Here is a 17,187-nt window from a genome sequence, read left to right as displayed (position 1 = left end):
TGCGTTACTCTACATCTGCCCCGGCGCACTCGCCTTCGGCAGCAACGCTGGCGCCAGCTGCTGCGGCTTCACAGGCATTGCCATAGGTCTGGCCATCGCACCCGCAGACGGGCGCGTATTCCTGCGTGCAGACCTCCGGGAGGGGCTCGCATGTGCCGCTGCCGTCCATGATTTCGAGACACTGGCCGTCCGGTTGCTTGCAGTAGAGCCCGGCGGGGCAGGCAATACCGGCGACGCCGCCGCACATGGCGCCTTCAGCATCCGGTGCCGGAGCGGGGGCGTCCGGGATGGCGTCTTCAGTCGATGTCTCTTCCGCCGGGGCGGAGTCGGCCGGTTGGTCTGCTGTCTGCTCCTGACAGGCGGCCGCCATCAGGACAGCGATAGCTAGGATAAGGATACGCATGCTCAGACCCCCGCCTGTGAATGTTCACGCCATTAGGTGCATGACGGGCCCGGAATGACAAGGGACGCCATTCCGGGCCAGCCTGGAATTGTGGTCGGCTGACCGGAAATCAGTCTTTCTTGCCCTCGGCCAGGCGGGCGAAGATGTTCTGGCCATGCTCGCCGCCCATGTTGAAATGGGTCTGCACCGACTTGTCGGTGATCTTGTCCCAGGCGGCTTCGACGGCTTCGGCGGTCAGCTCGTCGCCCTGACCGACATAGGTGCCGTTGGTCTCGACAATCTCGGCCATGGAGAAGGCGCCAGCGCCTGCTGACAGAACCATGCCCGTGGGAGCCTCCTTCTTGACCAGGTTCATCACGCCCGGCGTTACATATTCCGGCTTCAGCTGTTCGAGCACTTCTGGCGACATCAGGCCTTCAGTCATCCGCGTGGCGGCGACCGGGCAGACGGCGTTTATCTTGATGTCGTTCTTCGCGCCTTCGATCTTCAGCGTGTTCATCATGCCGACGAGGCCGAGCTTTGCAGCGCCGTAGTTCGCCTGCCCGAAATTGCCGTAGAGGCCGGTTGAGGACGTGGTCACGACGATACGGCCGTAATTCTGTTCCTTCATGATGTCCCAGGCCGCCTTGATCGGCTTGAAAGAGCCCATGAGGTGGACATCGACGACGAGCTGAATGTCTTCCATCGTCATCTTGGAGAACGACTTGTCGCGCAGGATGCCAGCGTTCGCGATGAGGATGTCGATGCGGCCCCATTTGTCCATGGCGTCAGAGATCATCTTCTTCACGCCGGCATCATCGGTCACCGATGAGCCGTTTGCGATGGCTTCGCCGCCGAGCGCCTCGATTTCCTTCACGACAGCATCGGCCGCTTCCGAGCTGCCGCCGGAGCCATCCATGGACGCACCAAGATCATTGACGACCACCTTGGCGCCGCGGCGTGCAAGCTCGAGCGCGTGGCAACGGCCAAGACCGCCGCCGGCGCCGGTGACAATGGCGACCTGACCATCAAAACGGATATCGGACATGAGTAAGCTCCTCAGGATACTATGGATTCTTGTTGCTGAGCCTTGCAGCACCGGTTCACGCGATCGTCAAGCATTGGCGCAAGGTCATCGCTTGCACAGCGCCTTTCGCCATGCTGCATGTGATGCCTCAATACAGGAGGAAACCCGATTATGCTGGCCTATGTGACACTTGGTTCGAATGACACGGAAAAAGCGACCGCTTTCTACGATGCGCTGATGCCTGAGCTTGGCGCGAAACGCTTCTTCGACAATGGCCGTCTCTATTTCTACGGCACCGGTCCCGGCCAGCCCATGCTAGCGGTTGGCGGCCCCTATGACGAACAGACCGCTTCGGCTGGCAATGGGGTCATGGCCGCGCTTGCTGCGCCGGATAACGACACAGTCGACCGCGTTTACAAGAAGGCATTGGAGCTGGGCGCAGCGGATGAGGGCGAGCCGGGCAACCGTATGCCGACCTTCTATGGCGCCTACTTCCGCGACCCGGATGGCAACAAGATCTGCGTCTGCAAGCTGGGCTAGCCCCCAAACGCAACGTCAAAAAAAGACCGCCAGTCACATAACTGGCGGTCTTTCTCATTTCTGGCTCAAAGGCCGTGCTTAGGCGACTTCGACCTCTTCCAGGTCACCCTGACGCAGCATGCGCAGCATACCGTCATCAATGTAGCGCAAGAGCGGGGCACCATCGGTTTCCTTCTGGCGGTTGGCCCACTCGGCATGCTGCTGGCGCAGATCGCGCAGCTTTGCCATCCGGACATCAAGGGCCTCCGAGGAGTTCTGGACCGCATCGACCTGATCAGTCGTGACCGGGCGCGGTTCCATGACGACCGTCTGTTCTCTCAGGGGGACGAATCTTTGACGTTTCATATGTCTCTCCTTTCAGACGTTAACTCACACATCAGTAACGGACGGGCCTCTCCCTCGTTCCAAAGGAAGGCTGCGCCGGCTGACGTGGCCTGAAGAAGAGGGGTAGAGCGCTTGGCCGTCGCAGGCTAAGGCTGAATCATCCGTGGCGAGAGGAGATGGGCATGGAATGGGGCTGGGACAATGCGCGCGCGTTGATTGGTATCGCGCTGATTTTCGGCATTGGCTGGATCCTGTCCGAACGCCGCAAGGATTTTCCCTGGCGCATCGTACTCGGCGCCGTCGCGATCCAGTTCGGCTTTGCGCTTATCCTGTTCGGTCTGCCGCCGGTCCGCAACATCCTCTTCAAGGCGAACGTGATTGTCGATGGCCTGCAGGAAGCCACCCGGAACGGGACGAGCTTCGTCTTCGGCTATGTCGGTGACAACCAGGCCGCCAGCGAGATCATGACGGGCGACGCCCCGCCGCTCTTCTTTTTCCAGATCCTGCCGGTCGTCATCGTGGTCGCTGCGCTCTCGGCAATCCTCTGGCACTGGCATATCCTGCGCTGGATCACCAAGGGCTTCGCCTTCATTTTCCGCAAGGGGATGGGTCTGGGGGGCGCGACGTCGCTTGCCGTATCGGCCAACGTTTTCATGGGCATGACCGAAGCCCCTGTGCTCATCAAGCCGTATATCCGCGGCATGACCCGGTCTGAAATCTTCATCCTGATGACCGCCGGTTTCGCGACCATCGCAGGCTCTGTCCTCGTCATCTACACGACTTTCCTCGAGGGCGTCATGGCCAATCCCTTGGCGCAACTCCTGACCGCTTCGATCATTGCAGCACCGGCCGCTGTCGCCATGGCGCTCACCATGATTCCGGAAACCGTCGACGAGCACCAGCGCGCTCACGAGCCGGATTTCGAATACAATTCCACCATGGATGCATTCGCGACGGGCGCGGCAGATGGTCTGCAGATCGTCCTCAACATCGCAACCATGCTGATCGCCGCCCTGGCGCTGCTCTGGCTTGCCAATGCCGGGCTGGGCGCCTTGCCAGATGTCTACGGTGAGCCGCTCTCCATCCAGCGCATCCTCGGCTGGATCTTTGCGCCGCTGATGTACATGATCGGCGTGCCCTGGCAGGAGGCTTCGCTGTCGGGCTCGCTCATGGGCATCAAGACGGTGCTGACGGAGTTCGTTGCCTTCATCGAGCTCGGCAACGTTCCCGCAGACGCCATGGACCCGCGCACGCGCATCATCACGGCCCACGCCATTTGCGGTTTTGCGAATTTCGGCTCCATCGGCATCCTGATCGGCGGATTGAACATCATTTGCCCGGAGCGCCGCTCTACCTTCCTCGAACTGGCCTGGAAGACGCTGATCGCAGGCACGCTTGCGACCTGCCTGTCGGGCGCCGTCGTTGGTGCGCTTCCCGTGCAGCTCTTCATCGGCTCTGCAGGCTGACGCAGCGAGGGGACTCGTCAGGGCAGGGGCAGCGGCCTAGAACGCGGGTATCAGACACTTCCTCCAGTTTACGGGTGAATTCATGCCGCTCCGCGCCTTGCTTGCGACATCTGCCAGTCTTGCCTTGGTATCGGTATTTGCAGCCGCAAATGCCCAAAGCGGAGACGGTGCGTCGCGACTGGAGCCGGTAACTGTTTACGGTGACCGCCTTGTCACCCAGCCTGGTAGTGTTGCGACACTTGAAGCGGATACGATCGATGAAATCGATGCTGACCATCCCGCCCAGATCCTGAACGAACTTCCCGGCGTGAACATCCAGATGAATTCCGGTCAGGAGCATCTGATAGCCCTTCGTTCACCTGTCCTGACGGGCGGTGCGGGGCAGGGGAGTTTTCTGATTCTAGAGAACGGGCTGCCGACACGGTCACCGGCCTTTGGCAATGTGAACTCGCTGTTCGAAATCCATCACGAAGTTGCCGAGGCCATCGAAATCGTGCGTGGGCCGGGCTCTGCCAAATACGGCTCGAACGCCGTCCATGGACTGATCAATGTCATCCTCGGAGAGCCGACGCCGCGCGACTATCTCGATATGCGCCTGTCGGGCTCGACGCTCAATCGCTACAAAGCCGATCTGACAGGCAATCTCGATGACACGGCCCGCCTCTCGCTGTCGCTGCAGGATGATGCCGGCTGGCGCGACAATACAAGCGTCGAACAGCAGAAGCTCTCCGGCAGCTATGCCTTCGACGCCGCAGGCTGGGATGGCCTCGCCTGGATCAGCGCGTCGAACCTCAACCAGGAAACCGCCGGCTTCCTCGAAGGCTTCAAGGCCTATCGCGACGATGATACGGCGACGACCAACCCCAACCCGGAAGCCTATCGCGATGCGCAGTGGGCAATGGGAGCCGTGCGGCTGACCCGCTGGCTCGGTCCGGGCAAGCTGACGCTGACGCCTTACTATCGCTGGCAGGAAATGGCGTTCGCCCAGCACTTTCTGCCGAATGGCGGCTTGGAAGAGAACGGCCATGACGCTTTCGGCCTGCAATCGAAATACGAGATGAAAGCCTCTGACGCGGTCACGCTGCGCATCGGTGCTGATGTCGATGTCGCCTCAGGCTGGCTCAAGGAAACGCAGCTGGAGCCGTTTGGCTTCTTCCCCGGAGATACCCGTTTCCCGGTTGGCGTGCACTATGACTACACTGTCGACACGACCATGCTCGGTCTCTGGACGGAAGCGGAGTGGGCTGTCTCCGACACCGTCACCGTGCTCGCAGGCCTGCGCGGCGAGACGCATGACTATGATTACTCGACCGATGTTCCGCCCGGCCCCAATGGCCGCTTCCTCGTACCGGATGACCGCGAAGACAGTTTCGACCTGCTGACGCCAAAGCTCGGCGCCATCTGGACGCCGCGCGGCAGCGCTGTCAGCTATTACGTCAACTATGCCCGCGGCGAACGCGCGCCGCAGGCTTCTGACCTCTACCGTCTTCAATCCCAGCAGGGCATCGCCGAGGCCGATGTCGAGACGATGGACAGCATCGAGGCCGGGGCCAGGGGCTCGGCCTTTGATGGCCAGCTCGTCTTCGATGTCGCCGCCTATTATGCCGAGAAGGAGAATTTCTTCTTCCGTGATTCTGATGGTCTCAACGTGACGGATGGCTCGACCCGGCACCAGGGAATCGAGGCGAATGCATCCTGGGATATCCTGGATGATGGCCGTCTGACCTTGTCGGGCACGGCCAGCTATGCCGAGCATACCTATACGTTCGACCGTGTCGTGGCGTCCGGCTCCGAAGTCATTCGGTCGGGCAATGAGGTTGATACCGCGCCCAACTGGCTTGGCGACCTTCGTCTGACATGGCGTCCTACCGACGCTTTCGAAGCGAGTGTCTCGGCGGAATATATCGGCGAATACTATACCAATCCGGGCAACACGCAGACCTATCCCGGCCACACCGTAACTCAGGCGCGGGCGTCCTATGCGTTTACCGACGATCTCGAAGCCTTTGTCATCGTGCGGAACCTGTTCGACCTGAACTATGCCGACCGCGCCGATCTTGCCTTCGGCGCGAACCGGTATTTCCCGGGCGAACCGCTGAATGCGACGGTCGGCATCAAGAAGCGGTTCAACTAGCGCAAGGGAAAGCCTTTCGCGCAGCCGACGCCCTGCGCTACACCTCCGTGCAAACAGGAGGATCCCATGAAGCTCTATCACAGCCCCCAGGCGCCGAACCCGGAACGCGTCACCAATTTCCTCAAGGCCAAGGGAAAGCTCGGCGAGGTGGAGATCGAGGAAATCTCCATCATGAAGCAGGAGCACAAGGCGCCAATGTATCGGGAAGTCTCGCCGTTCGCGCAGGTGCCGGCACTTGTCCTCGATGATGGCACGAAGCTCACCGAGAGCCGCGCGATCTGCACCTATTTCGAAGGCGTCTTCCCGGAGCCGAACCTGATGGGCAGTGACCCGAAGGAAAAGGCCCTGATCGAGATGTGGGACCGGCGCGTCGAGCTGATGTTGTTCCTGCAGTTTGCGACCTGGTTCCGAAACGCGCACCCGGTCATGGCGCCGCTCGAAAATCCGCAATCACCGGAATCGGCCGCCAAGGGTGAGAAGAACGCCAAGATGTTCGCCAAGAAGATCGACGAGCGCCTCGCCTCGACGGACTGGGTCGCCGCCGACCGCTTCTCCATCGCCGACATCACGCTTTATTGCGCCTGTGGCTTTGCCGGGGTGATGAAATGGAAGCCGGCCGAGGAATTCGAGAATATCGGCAAATGGATGCCGCGCGCGAAAGAGAAGATCGGCTGAATGCTGGGTCTTCAGCCCGGATGGATGAGTTTCGCCCCGGTCACGCTCGGGGAGGAATAGGCGGCATCGTGCGCGAATGGCAGATCGCTGCCGGAGCGAAGTGCATCGAGAATAGCGGCGAAGTCGGTCTCACACCGAAAACCGAGGTCGTTTTCCAGGGCTGAGGAATCATAGATCCGGCTGATCGAGGTCGGCAGTTTCCAGCCATGGCGGGCATAGAGGTCCGGAGCGTCAGGGAAATAGCGCGCAATCACGCTGGCCGCGTCCAGTTTCAAGGCCGCGCAGTCTTTTCGTGAAAAGGGTGTCGGCGCAGAGGCGATATAGATTCCAAATCCGAGCTCCGGTGCTTTTGCAAGGGCCGCGACATGCGCTCGGGCTGCATCCTCGACGCTTAGCCGCCGGTTCAGGAATTCATTGGCTTTCAGATTGTCCGGCGGCGGGTCTCTCAGCGTATCATCATCTTCGGGGAAGAAGCGCGAGGTGCGCAGGACAAGGCAGGCAAGGCCCGTATTCAGATGGATGTCCCGGCAGAGATTTTCGGCTGCCAGCTTGGTTGCACCATAGATGTTGCGGGGTGCGAGCGGGGTATGGCGCTCGTCGATCCATACGGCGTGATCGGCCTCTTCTGACCGGATCGCCTGCGAGATCATCAGCGAGGTCGTCGAGGTAAAGACAAACCGGTCGTGGCCTGCTTCCACGGCAGCTTCCAGAAGGTTCAGCGTGCCGGTGACATTGACGTCCACAAAAGCCTGACGGGGGAAGCGCGCAATATCAGGTTTGTGCAGGGCTCCGCCATGAAGGATCGCCTCTATGCCATGTCGTGCCATCACCTGGTCGACAAAGGTGCGGTTGGCGACCGTGCCGATCTCGTGTGTAAAAGGACCGGGCGCAACGTCGAGGCCAACGACCTCATGGCCTTCTGCAGCCAGCATCGGCGCGAGATGACGCCCAAGCCAGCCGGTAGAGCCCGTCAGAAGCAGGCGCATCTGTCGATCATTCCGCCGCCACGACTTCGGTCTGCGCCGCCAGCCACGCATCGATATCCTGCAGTGCTTTCACCGCCTGCGCCTGCTTCTTGGCGCGGCCCTTGGCCTTGCCCTTGAGGCGTTTGCCGGTCTCGGGGTCGGTCTTTGCGACCGTGCCCGGCTCAGGGTCAGGGAAGAGGCCGAAATTGATGTTCATCGGCTGGAAGGTCTGCTTGCCTTCGAGGTGGCCGCCCGTGATGTGCGCGATGAGCGACCCCAGCGCGGTGGTCTCCGGCGGTTGGGTAAGCTCACGCCCAAGCCGTTCAGCCGCTGCAAAGCGTCCGGCCAGCAGCCCCATCGCCGCGCTCTCGACATAGCCTTCCACGCCCGTCACCTGCCCGGCAAAGCGAAGGCGCGGCATCGACTTCATGCGCAGCTGCTCATCCAGCAGCTTGGGCGAGTTCAGGAACGTATTGCGGTGGATACCGCCAAGCCGGGCGAACTGGGCGTTCTCCAGCCCCGGGATCATCCGGAAGATATCGGCCTGCGCGCCGTATTTAAGCTTGGTCTGGAAGCCGACCATGTTCCACAGTGTGCCGAGCGCATTGTCCTGGCGTAGCTGCACCACAGCGTGGGATTTCACATCCGGATCATGCGGATTGGTGAGGCCCACCGGCTTCATCGGCCCGAAGCGCAGCGTTTCGCGCCCGCGTTCCGCCATCACCTCGATCGGCAGGCAGCCCTCGAAATAGGGGGTGTCCTTTTCCCAGTCCTTGAACTCGGTCTTCTCGCCCGCGATCAGCGCGTCGATGAAGGCGTTGTACTGCTCTTCATTCATGGCGCAATTGATGTAAGCCGCCGTGTCGCCGCCGGGTCCGGGCTTGTCATAGCGGCTCTGGCGCCAGGCCTTGTCCATGTCGATGCTGTCGAAATAGACGATCGGCGCGATGGCATCGAAGAAGGCGAGGTCCTCTTCGCCCGTATGCGTGCGGATCGCATCGGCAAGATTCATCGAAGTCAGCGGCCCCGTCGCGATAATCACGCTATCCCAGTCCTCTGGCGGAATGCCGTCGATCTCTTCGCGCACAATGGTGACGTTCGGATGCGCTTCCAGCGTTGCCGTCACATCCTCGGAAAATCCTTCCCGGTCCACCGCGAGTGCGCTGCCAGCGGGAACCTGGTGCTTCCCGCCCTTCGTGATGATGAGGCCGTTCGCGCGGCGCATTTCTTCATGGAGAACGCCGACCGCATTGGACGTGTGATCGTCCGAGCGGAACGAGTTCGAACAGACCAGCTCGGCGAGCTTGTCGGTCTGGTGGGCCTCGGTGCCGCGAGTGCCGCGCATCTCGTGGATAATGACGGGCACGCCCATTTCAGCCGCCTGCCAGGCGGCTTCGGACCCGGCCATGCCGCCGCCAATGATGTGGATCGGTTTGATGCTCATGACCCGCGATGTGGCGCGCCGGGCAAGACCGGTCAACCCATTTAAAGCTTGCAGATCAGCCCGCGATCGGGGCTGACCTCACCTGCAACACTGTCCGCCCACGCCGCGTCGATCGCCTGTTTGCCGGTTACGGTCTCCGGCGTCACGAATTTTCGTGAGACTGGATAGAAAGCCACCATCGCCTCGCGCGTCATCTCGGCCAATGTCTCAGGGCCGAGTGCCTTGGCGCGTTCGGCGGCATAAGTCGGCACAAAGAAGAACTCCGGCTGCGGGCCTTGCAGGTCGTCAGTTGGCGTGCGGTCGCTCTCCCAGTCGGTCATGCCGATCACCATGCTGCGCGTGAGCGCCTTGCCGCAGGCCTTGTGAATGGCAGCCGTCAGGGCAGGGCGCCCGGTGAAGTCGACATAGGCCGCCGGTGCCTCTGGCGATAGCGCGCTGGCCTCATCATAGGTCATGACCGTTGAGTAGAGCCCGGAGGCCTTCACGAAGTCAGCGTTTCCCGGGGATGTGAGACCTATGGTCGTGACACCGGCCTGTTGCAGCCCGTGCGCTGTCGCGAGCGCGGTCTTGGATGACGCGCTGGAGATGATCACTGTCTTCGGCGGCGTTTCCGCGCTCATCAGGCTGTCCACGATCATCCAGCCGGTCATATAGAGCGGCCGGAACAGCATCTGTTCGGCTTCGCGGTCTGCGACGTAGAGGGGATCGGTATGCGTGAAGAGGTAGGTACTGTAGATTGGTGCGAGGTCCTGCCTGTGCGGGGCGCCGTCAGAAAAGCCGGACTTACCCACCCGGACCGGCTGCACCGTCAGCTCGCTTGAGATCGGGAAGTAGCCATAGACACGGCGCCCGACGTCAATACCGTCCACATTGGATGCCGTAATTGTGGCGAAGCCCCAGACTGGCACGCGGCCCCAGGCCGGGTCATCTGCAGGGAAGAAATTCCAGTAATGCATGGGCGGCCCGCCAAAGGTCGCATAGGTCACATTGTTGGCGGTCAGGGCAAAAGCGTCGAGTGTCAGCCTGACCTCTCCCTCGCCGGCGTCTGCATCGCGTGAGACCCATTTGGTGTTGCGGATATTGTCCTTCGAAATCCAGTGCTGGTCGCCCATCCTGTTCCCTCCTGCCTTGGTCGCTTTTTGTGGAGGCTACAGTAAGGCCAGCCCGCGGCATAGTAAGCAGATGGCCGTGAACCCGGGCTGGATTGCGGTTGCCGTTTCGCTAAGAGGGGCGGATGACGACACAAGACAATCCGGATACGACGCTGGACCCCGAAGACTGGGACACCTTTCGCAAACGCGCCCATGCCATGCTGGACCATGCCATCGACAAGATGGAGGGCGCGCGCGAAGGCCGGGTCTGGACGCCGATGCCTGACGCGCTGAAGGCCCGGCTGCAGGAGCCGCTTCCTCCGACAGGTGCGCCCGGAATGCGGGTTGATGAGGCAATCCGCTCCCTGATGCCTTATGGCCCGGGCAACACCCACCCACGCTTCTTCGGCTGGGTTCATGGCTCCGGTACGCCGTCAGACATGATCGCTGAAATCGCAGCGGCGGCCATGAACGTGAATGCAGGCGGGCGCGACCAGGTCGCGCTCTATGTCGAGCGTCAACTGGTGCAATGGGTGCGGCAGCTGTTCGGCTTTCCCGAAACCGCCAGTGGCCTGACTGTCTCCGGTACATCCATGGCCACGATACTTGCCTTGAAAGCCGCCCGCGATGTCGCGCTCGACTTCCGGTCGCGAGAGCAGGGTGTGTCTGGCAGCCAGCTTGTCGCTTATGCCTCCGCCGAAACACACGCCTGCGTGGCCCGCGCTTTCGACATGCTGGGCCTCGGCAGCGATGCCCTGCGCAGGGTCCCGACGGATGACGCGCTGCGCATGTCCACCGATGCGCTCGAGACCGCGATTGGCGAAGATCGCGCCGCCGGGCGTCAGCCTTTCGCACTGGTCGGTACAGCTGGAACCGTCAACACAGGCGCGATTGATCCGCTCAACGCGCTGGCCGACATCGCCACTGAACACGGCTTGTGGTTCCACATCGATGCCGCCTTCGGCGCCAGCGGCATGCTCAGCCCCGTGCTGCGCCCTCGTTTCTCGGGGCTGGAACGTGCCCATTCGGTCGCCTTCGACTTCCACAAATGGATGCACGTGAATTACGATGCGGGGTTTGTCCTGGTCCGTGATGAGGAAGCCCACCGCCGGGCATTCTCGATGCGGCCGGATTATCTGCAGCACAATGAGCGCGGCCTTGCTGCCGGGTTTCCATGGGCCGTCGATTACGGACCGGAACTCTCGCGCGGCTTCCGGGCGCTCAAGGTGTGGGCGCACCTTATGGAGCACGGACCGGAAAAGATCGGCGCCAGCGTGACCCGCAATGTCGAGCAGGTGCGCTATCTCGCGGAGCGCGTGGACGAGGCCCAGGAACTCGAACGCCTGGCACCGGTCGAGACCAGCATCTGCTGTTTCCGTCACACGGCATGGGAAGGGGCAAGCGGTGCCGAGATTGACCGCCTGAATGACGAGATCGTGGTGCGGCTTCAGGAAGAGGGTATCGCTGCGCCTTCGACCACGAGAATAGGCGGGAAGCTCGCCATCCGCGTGAATATCACAAATCACCGAACGCAATTGTCTGATGTCGATATGTTGCTCGAGGAGATACGTCGCTGTGGACGAGACCTTTCGCGTGGAAACCAGAGGTAATGCGGGCACCCTGCTGACAAAGCTGGTCTTTTGGCCGTTGCCGCCTTGGCAGCCAGCCATTACGTCCTCTGCCATGACAAGCTCATTCAACACTTCTCCGGCCGATATTCTGGAAAAACTCATTGATCGTTGCCTCAAGGCAGGGGCGACCGACGCCGATTGCAGCCTGGGCGTTTCGGAAGGCGTCAGCGTCGATGTGCGCGATGGCAAGCTTGAAAATGTCGAGCGCTCCGAGGCACAGGGCATTTCGTTGCGTGTCCTGTTCGGCCAGCGTCAGGCGCACGTCTCGGGTTCGGACCTCTCTGATGAGGCCATCACGGCCATGGCGGAACGCTGTGTGGCGATGGCGAAGGCTGTGCCCGAAGACAAATATGCCGGCCTCGCCCCGGCCGAACTTCTGGCCAAGGACCCGCCGGAACTGGATCTGGAAGGGGATGGCGAAATCCCCCTGGAGAGGTTGGAATCCGACGCGGTTGCGGCGGAGGCAGCGGCGCTGGGGGTCGAGGGCGTCAAGACAGTCGCCGGATGCGGCAATGGCTGGAGCCGGAGCGAGCGCTGGGTGGCGGCCTCGAACGGTTTTGCCTCCTATCTCTCCGGCGGGTCCACAGGTCTCGGCCTTGCCGCCGTGGCCGAGCGTGACGGCGCGATGGAGCGCGACCATGACAGCTGGACCGTCCGCAAGATGGCTGACCGGCCAGGTCCCGATGAGATCGGCCGCACCGCCGGCGAGCGGGCTGTCGCGCGCCTCGGACCGCGCAAGGTGAAGACCCAGAAGGGCGTGGTGCTGTATGACAAGCGCGTCGCCCCCAGCCTGATCGGCGCGTTCCTGGGCGCAATCTCCGGGCCATCTGTCGCGCGGGGCGTGAGCTTCCTCAAGGACCGGCTGGGCGAGAAAGTCTTCGCGCCCGGCACCAACATTGTCGACGACCCCTTCCTCGAAAAGGCGCTCGGCTGCCGCAATCACGACGGCGAAGGGTTGCCGGTGGAGCGCAAGCTGCTGATTGAGGACGGGGTTCTGACCCGTTGGCTGCTCAACATGTCTGCGGCCCGGCAACTCGGCCTGGACCCGAACGGCTTTGCCTCGGGCGGCTTCGGTAATCCGCCAGGCGTTGGCACGTCGAATGTGCATATCGAAGCCGGCGAAATGAGCCCCGCCATGCTCATGAAAGAGGCAGGCAAGGGCTTACTGGTGACAGACATGTTCGGCCCGTCGATTAATCCGAACACCGGCGACTATTCGGTTGGCGTTGCCGGCTTCTGGTTCGAGGATGGCGCTGTGCAGTACCCTGTCGCGGAAGTGACGATCGCTGGCGATCTGCCATCCATGTTTGCCCGGCTCATCCCGGCTTCGGACCTTGAATTCCGCGGCCGCAGGAACTCACCGAGCCTGCTGATTGAGGACATGTCGATTGCTGGCAACTGAGCGCCGCTTTTCAGACCGGACCGAGCTTTTGCGCCAGGTCGCAATCGAAGCCGGCAGTCTGGCGCTCGCCTATTTCGAAAAGGGAACGACGCCCTCCTGGGAGAAGTATCCCGGTCACCCGGTGACAGAAGCGGACATCGAATCCGACAAGCTGATCCGCGACCGGCTGATGACAGCTTACCCCGATTATGGCTGGTTGTCCGAAGAGACCGCCCTGTCGCGACAGACACAGCTGCAGGATGTCGTCTGGTGCGTTGACCCGATCGACGGCACCCGCGCTTTCATGAGCGGCCAGCCCTGGTGGTGCATTGGTGTCGCTGTCATCGAATACGGCCAGCCTGTTGCCGGCGTCGTCCACGCGCCGGTGCTCGGAGAGACCTATGTCGCCGAACGCGGGCGCGGCGCCACGCTCAATGATGAGCCGATCCATGCGAGTTCCTGCGCCCAGGAGGAGGGCTGCCGCATGATTGCCTCCGAATCGATGCTCAACCACCCGGCCTGGAAGCTGCCCTGGCCAGACATGCATCTGGCCCGGCCAAAGCCGAATGCCACATTGCTGCGCATGTGCTGGGTCGCGACCGGCCAGTGGGATGCGACGCTCGCCCTGTGGCGAAAGTCCGACTGGGATCTTGCTGCTGGCAGCATCATCGTCAGCGAGGCCGGCGGCGTAGCCTCGACGCATCTCGGCGAACCCTTTATCTTCAATCGCAGTGAGCCTGCCCAGAGGAGCCTCATTGCGGCTGGAAAGCATCTGCAACCTCTGTTAGTGGAGCGCGTCAAAGGGGTCCGGCTGCCCGATCCGAACTGGACGGTCAGGCCTTATGACAAAACCGAGATTACGGAGCGAAAGCCCATGGCAGACATGCCGGAAGCCAAACAGCTGCTTCACCTCGTCCTTGGTGGCGAACTGAAGGATGTGCGCGGCGTCGAGTTCGAGGATCTCTCGAAGATCGACTTCGTCGGGGCCTTCCCGAACTACAAGGCCGCCTACGACGCATGGAAGAATGCCGCACAGCGCACGGTCGACAATGCCGAGATGCGCTATTTCATCCTGCACGCGCACCGGCTGCTCGATCCGGAAACGGGGTCTCACCATCACGTCTGAGGCGCATGACGCGCCAAAAGGCGCGCGCAGCCTGTGGCGGCTGATCCGGGAACGTTATCTTCCGCACTGGAAGTGGTTCGCGCTAGGCACAACTTGCGCGGCCATCACCTCGGTGGCGGCGGCCTCCTATGGCTATCTCCTGAAGCTTGTCGTCGATGCGCTGGAAGACCTTGCCGGTCCGGCGACCGGCGGCGTGCCAATGTATCTCTGGGGCCTGATCGCGATTATCGGCGCCGCCGCAGCCATCCGCTCGCTGTCGCTTTATGTCATGACGCTGGCCAACAATACCGGCGTGCAACGTGCCATTGTCGATATCCAGACTGACCAGTTCGACGCGCTGACGGGCGGCGACTTTGCCCGGCTGTCAGGGGACCGGTCTGGCGGCTTTGTCTCTCGCTTCATCAATGATGTGAACGCGCTGCGCGATGCCGGCCTGCGGCTTGCCAACAATCTCACCAAGGGCGTGCTGACCGTTATCGGCGTCTTCTTCACCATGCTTATCATGGACTGGAAGCTGACGCTGGTCCTGCTCCTCATCTATCCCATCGCCTTCGCGCCCGTCATTGCGCTTGGTAACAGCGTGCGCAAACGCTCCAAACGGGCGCAGAGCCAGATCGGCGAAGTGACATCGCTGCTGGCGGAAAGCTTCCAGTCGGCACGCGTCGTGAAAGCCTACGGGTTGGAAGACTATCAGCAGGCGCGTGCAAAGCGCGGATTTGTCGAACGCTCACGCCTCTTCCTGAAAGTGCTGACCGACAAGGCGGCTGTCGATCCGATCCTCGAGATCACGGGCGGCATTGCGCTGGTAGGCATCCTCGCGCTCACGGCCTGGCGGATTTCGCAGGGCGATACGTCGCTTGGCAATTTCGTCGGCGTGATCGGCGCGGTCGCCGTCGCGGCCCCGGAGCTGCGCGCGCTCGGTACGTTGAACGCCGTGGCGCAGGAGGGCGGGGCGGCGGCTGACCGTGTGTTCGAGATCCTCGATGCGCCGCCGGCCATCAAGGACCGCTCTGATGCGGTTGAGCTGAAGGCGCCGAAGGGCGGGGTGGAGTTTCGCGATGTCCATTTCGTCTATCCAGATGGCTCGCCGGCCCTGAAGGGGTTAAGCTTTTCGGCCAATCCGGGTGAAACGGTCGCCCTGGTCGGACCGTCAGGGGCCGGAAAATCCACGATTTTCAACCTATTGCTGCGGCTTTATGATCCGCTCTCTGGGTCGGTCGCCGTGGATGGCAACGATATACGCGCCTTTACCGGCGCCAGCCTGCGCCAGTCGACGGCTCTGGTGGCCCAGGAAGCCTTGCTCTTCGACGACACAGTTGCGGCCAATATTGCGCTCGGCCGGATGGGAGCGAGCCGTGACGAGATCAAGGCCGCAGCGAAGGCTGCCAATGCGCATGACTTTATCCTTGCCCTGCCGGGCGGCTATGACGCCATGGCAGGCGAGATGGGACGCAACTTGTCGGGCGGCCAGCGCCAGCGTATCTCGCTCGCCCGCGCCATCCTGCGTGACGCCCCGATCCTGATGCTGGACGAAGCGACCTCGGCACTCGATGCCGAGAGCGAGGCCAAGGTGCAGGCGGCCCTCGGCGAGTTTTCCAGGGACCGCACCACGCTCGTTATCGCCCATCGCCTTTCGACCGTGCGCTCCGCCGATCGCATCGTGGTTATCGAGGATGGCAAGGCCGTTGAAGAAGGCACGCATGCGGAGCTGATGACGGCCGGCGGGGCCTATAAGCGCCTGGTCGAACTCCAGCTGAGCTAGGCTGGGCCCTACGAAGCAGGGGGCCTGGATATTGGGAAAAACAAAATCCATCCCACCCCCTCAAACCTCATGGTCCAATGCAGGCATGCTAACCCTTGAGTGGATCATTGCCGTCCTGAAGACCCTGCCTGTCTGGGCTTGGCCGATCTTCTTCTGGGATGTGCTGGGCATCCTCGCCTGGTGCTCGACGGAGCCATATCCAGAGGGCACGTTGGTGACCCTCGGCGTCACCTGGCGGGGCCGGATCCAGATTACCGCCGTTTACAAGCCGGACCAGCCTGATCCCTGCGACTGGACGCGGCATGCTCCGCGTGCCCCATGGGCCGACCTCGATCCTGCCGTCATCGCCGCTGGCCTCGAGGCATACCGGCAGGTGGGCTGGAAGTGGGCTGTTTCTGGAACGTTTTCGGACTGGGGTCGGACCCTTCCCGGGCCGGGGTTTCTGGACTCCGGCTAGCCGGTTTCTCATGCCGAATTCATCTCACCTGCCGCTGGTCCGCCGGACTCAGCGGCCACTGGTGCTGGCCTATCCGTAGCTTCTCTGCTGGGGCATCTGTTCGGCAGAGGCCTTGATGAATTTTGCGAGTTTTTCAGCGCTTTCCGCACCCTGCACGGCGATCCGGCGCATGGCGATATAGGTCGGAACGCCGCTGATGCCCATCTGCTGGAAGAGCTTCTCTTCCTCGCGCACGGTATCGACATCGGCATCCGACAGAAGCAGCTTCTCGACGATCTCGCGCTCCAGCCCGATCTCTTCGGCGATATCGCAGAGCACATCATGATCGCCAATGTCGCGGGCGTGTTCAAAATAGGCGGAGAAGAGCGCTTCCTTGGCCTCGGCGCCTTTATCCTGTCCTTGCGCCCAGCGTATGAGGCGGTGGGCATCGAAACTGTTCGGACGGTGGTGCAGTTCGCTGAAATTATAGGGGATATCTTCTTCCTGCCCGTACTGGACCAGCGCTTCGCGCATCGCGACCCAGCGGCTGTCTTCGGTCTCGGGGCCGAATTTCTTGGCCATGTAGTCGCGGTAGTTCATGCCGCCTTCTGGAATGTTGGGATCGAGTTCAAAGGGCCGGAAGAGCAGCTCCACCTCGACCTCCGGCACGAGCGCTATCGCGCTCTGGATGCGTCGAAGACCCAGCCAGCACCAGGGGCAGACAGGATCGGAAACCATTTCGATGGTGAGCTTTGTCATGATGGGCTGGCTCCTTGCTAGCATGGCCAGCTGGAACTGGCGCT

16 protein-coding genes are annotated in these 17,187 nt (G+C 62.0%); 9 read left to right on the top strand and 7 right to left on the bottom strand.

The window, feature by feature from the left end; all coding sequences use genetic code 11:
* Positions 1–4 precede the first annotated feature (4 nt).
* Together Q1K29_RS06465 and Q1K29_RS06460 are read right to left on the bottom strand one after the other, a co-directional pair.
* The gene (locus Q1K29_RS06465) at positions 5–403 is read right to left on the bottom strand and encodes a Kazal-type serine protease inhibitor domain-containing protein (protein ID WP_300392198.1); all 399 of its coding nucleotides are present in this window, start codon (positions 401–403) and stop codon (positions 5–7) included.
* A 109-nt stretch (positions 404–512) separates the two neighbouring features.
* Positions 513–1,430, bottom strand: a complete 918-nt coding sequence (locus Q1K29_RS06460; protein WP_300392195.1) for an SDR family NAD(P)-dependent oxidoreductase — start codon at positions 1,428–1,430, stop codon at positions 513–515.
* A gap of 150 nt (positions 1,431–1,580) precedes the next feature.
* On the opposite strand from Q1K29_RS06460, the gene Q1K29_RS06455 reads away from it, so the two are divergent.
* Positions 1,581–1,949 carry a VOC family protein gene (locus Q1K29_RS06455; RefSeq protein WP_300392192.1) on the top strand — a complete coding sequence of 123 codons (369 nt, stop codon included), beginning with the start codon at positions 1,581–1,583 and terminating at the stop codon, positions 1,947–1,949.
* Positions 1,950–2,027: 78 nt separating this feature from the next.
* Here Q1K29_RS06455 and Q1K29_RS06450 read toward each other — a convergent pair whose 3' ends face one another.
* On the bottom strand, positions 2,028–2,294 hold the full coding sequence (locus Q1K29_RS06450) for a hypothetical protein (RefSeq protein ID WP_300392189.1): 267 nt from the start codon (positions 2,292–2,294) through the stop codon (positions 2,028–2,030).
* 161 nt (positions 2,295–2,455) lie between these two features.
* On the opposite strand from Q1K29_RS06450, the gene Q1K29_RS06445 reads away from it, so the two are divergent.
* The 3 genes from Q1K29_RS06445 to Q1K29_RS06435 all read left to right on the top strand — a co-directional run bounded on the left by Q1K29_RS06445 (position 2,456) and on the right by Q1K29_RS06435 (position 6,548).
* Positions 2,456–3,739 (top strand): nucleoside transporter C-terminal domain-containing protein, encoded by a 1,284-nt coding sequence (locus Q1K29_RS06445; RefSeq protein ID WP_300392186.1) that lies wholly within the window; start codon positions 2,456–2,458, stop codon positions 3,737–3,739.
* Between the two features lie 82 nt (positions 3,740–3,821).
* Positions 3,822–5,873 carry a TonB-dependent receptor gene (locus Q1K29_RS06440; RefSeq protein ID WP_300392183.1) on the top strand — a complete coding sequence of 684 codons (2,052 nt, stop codon included), beginning with the start codon at positions 3,822–3,824 and terminating at the stop codon, positions 5,871–5,873.
* 66 nt (positions 5,874–5,939) lie between these two features.
* On the top strand, positions 5,940–6,548 hold the full coding sequence (locus Q1K29_RS06435) for a glutathione S-transferase family protein (protein ID WP_300392180.1): 609 nt from the start codon (positions 5,940–5,942) through the stop codon (positions 6,546–6,548).
* A gap of 11 nt (positions 6,549–6,559) precedes the next feature.
* Here Q1K29_RS06435 and Q1K29_RS06430 read toward each other — a convergent pair whose 3' ends face one another.
* From Q1K29_RS06430 to Q1K29_RS06420, 3 genes are read right to left on the bottom strand one after another with little or no spacing between them, the layout of a single operon-like run.
* Entirely contained in the window at positions 6,560–7,534 is a 975-nt protein-coding gene (locus Q1K29_RS06430) for an NAD(P)-dependent oxidoreductase (RefSeq protein WP_300392177.1), read from the bottom strand.
* Between the two features lie 7 nt (positions 7,535–7,541).
* Entirely contained in the window at positions 7,542–8,957 is a 1,416-nt protein-coding gene (gene trmFO / locus Q1K29_RS06425; protein ID WP_300392174.1) for a methylenetetrahydrofolate--tRNA-(uracil(54)-C(5))-methyltransferase (FADH(2)-oxidizing) TrmFO, read from the bottom strand.
* Positions 8,958–8,998: 41 nt separating this feature from the next.
* Positions 8,999–10,069: a DUF2855 family protein gene (locus Q1K29_RS06420; protein WP_300392171.1), complete on the bottom strand. Its 1,071-nt coding sequence runs from the start codon at positions 10,067–10,069 to the stop codon at positions 8,999–9,001.
* A 122-nt stretch (positions 10,070–10,191) separates the two neighbouring features.
* Here Q1K29_RS06420 and Q1K29_RS06415 point away from each other — a divergent pair, with 122 nt between their 5' ends.
* The 5 genes from Q1K29_RS06415 to Q1K29_RS06395 all read left to right on the top strand — a co-directional run bounded on the left by Q1K29_RS06415 (position 10,192) and on the right by Q1K29_RS06395 (position 16,405).
* Positions 10,192–11,658, top strand: a complete 1,467-nt coding sequence (locus Q1K29_RS06415; RefSeq protein ID WP_300392168.1) for a pyridoxal-dependent decarboxylase — start codon at positions 10,192–10,194, stop codon at positions 11,656–11,658.
* Positions 11,659–11,731: 73 nt separating this feature from the next.
* Positions 11,732–13,081, top strand: a complete 1,350-nt coding sequence (locus Q1K29_RS06410) for a TldD/PmbA family protein (protein ID WP_300392166.1) — start codon at positions 11,732–11,734, stop codon at positions 13,079–13,081.
* Positions 13,068–14,186: an inositol monophosphatase family protein gene (locus Q1K29_RS06405; RefSeq protein ID WP_300392163.1), complete on the top strand. Its 1,119-nt coding sequence runs from the start codon at positions 13,068–13,070 to the stop codon at positions 14,184–14,186. The genes Q1K29_RS06410 and Q1K29_RS06405 overlap by 14 nt, the downstream gene beginning before the upstream one ends.
* Complete coding sequence (locus tag Q1K29_RS06400) at positions 14,110–15,948, top strand: ABC transporter ATP-binding protein (protein WP_300392160.1); 1,839 nt, start codon at positions 14,110–14,112, stop codon at positions 15,946–15,948. The genes Q1K29_RS06405 and Q1K29_RS06400 overlap by 77 nt, the downstream gene beginning before the upstream one ends.
* An 85-nt stretch (positions 15,949–16,033) precedes the next feature.
* Positions 16,034–16,405, top strand: coding sequence for a hypothetical protein (locus Q1K29_RS06395; RefSeq protein ID WP_300392157.1), 372 nt, complete (start codon positions 16,034–16,036; stop codon positions 16,403–16,405).
* A 69-nt stretch (positions 16,406–16,474) separates the two neighbouring features.
* Here Q1K29_RS06395 and Q1K29_RS06390 read toward each other — a convergent pair whose 3' ends face one another.
* Entirely contained in the window at positions 16,475–17,143 is a 669-nt protein-coding gene (locus Q1K29_RS06390; protein ID WP_300392154.1) for a DsbA family oxidoreductase, read from the bottom strand.
* Between the last annotated feature and the right edge of the window lie 44 nt (positions 17,144–17,187).

It is taken from the genome of Henriciella sp., assembly GCF_029937755.1.
Classification (GTDB): domain Bacteria; phylum Pseudomonadota; class Alphaproteobacteria; order Caulobacterales; family Hyphomonadaceae; genus Henriciella.
This window is presented reverse-complemented; position numbering and strand designations above follow the sequence as displayed.

Bases quoted from the DNA above. Each gene is read 5' to 3' on its own strand.
- Q1K29_RS06465 (WP_300392198.1), bottom strand. From the start codon at position 403: ATGCGTATCCTTATCCTAGCTATCGCTGTCCTGATGGCGGCCGCCTGT.
- Q1K29_RS06460 (WP_300392195.1), bottom strand. From the start codon at position 1,430: ATGTCCGATATCCGTTTTGATGGTCAGGTCGCCATTGTCACCGGCGCC.
- Q1K29_RS06455 (WP_300392192.1), top strand. From the start codon at position 1,581: ATGCTGGCCTATGTGACACTTGGTTCGAATGACACGGAAAAAGCGACC.
- Q1K29_RS06450 (WP_300392189.1), bottom strand. From the start codon at position 2,294: ATGAAACGTCAAAGATTCGTCCCCCTGAGAGAACAGACGGTCGTCATG.
- Q1K29_RS06445 (WP_300392186.1), top strand. From the start codon at position 2,456: ATGGAATGGGGCTGGGACAATGCGCGCGCGTTGATTGGTATCGCGCTG.
- Q1K29_RS06440 (WP_300392183.1), top strand. From the start codon at position 3,822: ATGCCGCTCCGCGCCTTGCTTGCGACATCTGCCAGTCTTGCCTTGGTA.
- Q1K29_RS06435 (WP_300392180.1), top strand. From the start codon at position 5,940: ATGAAGCTCTATCACAGCCCCCAGGCGCCGAACCCGGAACGCGTCACC.
- Q1K29_RS06430 (WP_300392177.1), bottom strand. From the start codon at position 7,534: ATGCGCCTGCTTCTGACGGGCTCTACCGGCTGGCTTGGGCGTCATCTC.
- trmFO (WP_300392174.1), bottom strand. From the start codon at position 8,957: ATGAGCATCAAACCGATCCACATCATTGGCGGCGGCATGGCCGGGTCC.
- Q1K29_RS06420 (WP_300392171.1), bottom strand. From the start codon at position 10,069: ATGGGCGACCAGCACTGGATTTCGAAGGACAATATCCGCAACACCAAA.
- Q1K29_RS06415 (WP_300392168.1), top strand. From the start codon at position 10,192: ATGACGACACAAGACAATCCGGATACGACGCTGGACCCCGAAGACTGG.
- Q1K29_RS06410 (WP_300392166.1), top strand. From the start codon at position 11,732: ATGACAAGCTCATTCAACACTTCTCCGGCCGATATTCTGGAAAAACTC.
- Q1K29_RS06400 (WP_300392160.1), top strand. From the start codon at position 14,110: ATGCCGAGATGCGCTATTTCATCCTGCACGCGCACCGGCTGCTCGATC.
- Q1K29_RS06395 (WP_300392157.1), top strand. From the start codon at position 16,034: ATGCTAACCCTTGAGTGGATCATTGCCGTCCTGAAGACCCTGCCTGTC.
- Q1K29_RS06390 (WP_300392154.1), bottom strand. From the start codon at position 17,143: ATGACAAAGCTCACCATCGAAATGGTTTCCGATCCTGTCTGCCCCTGG.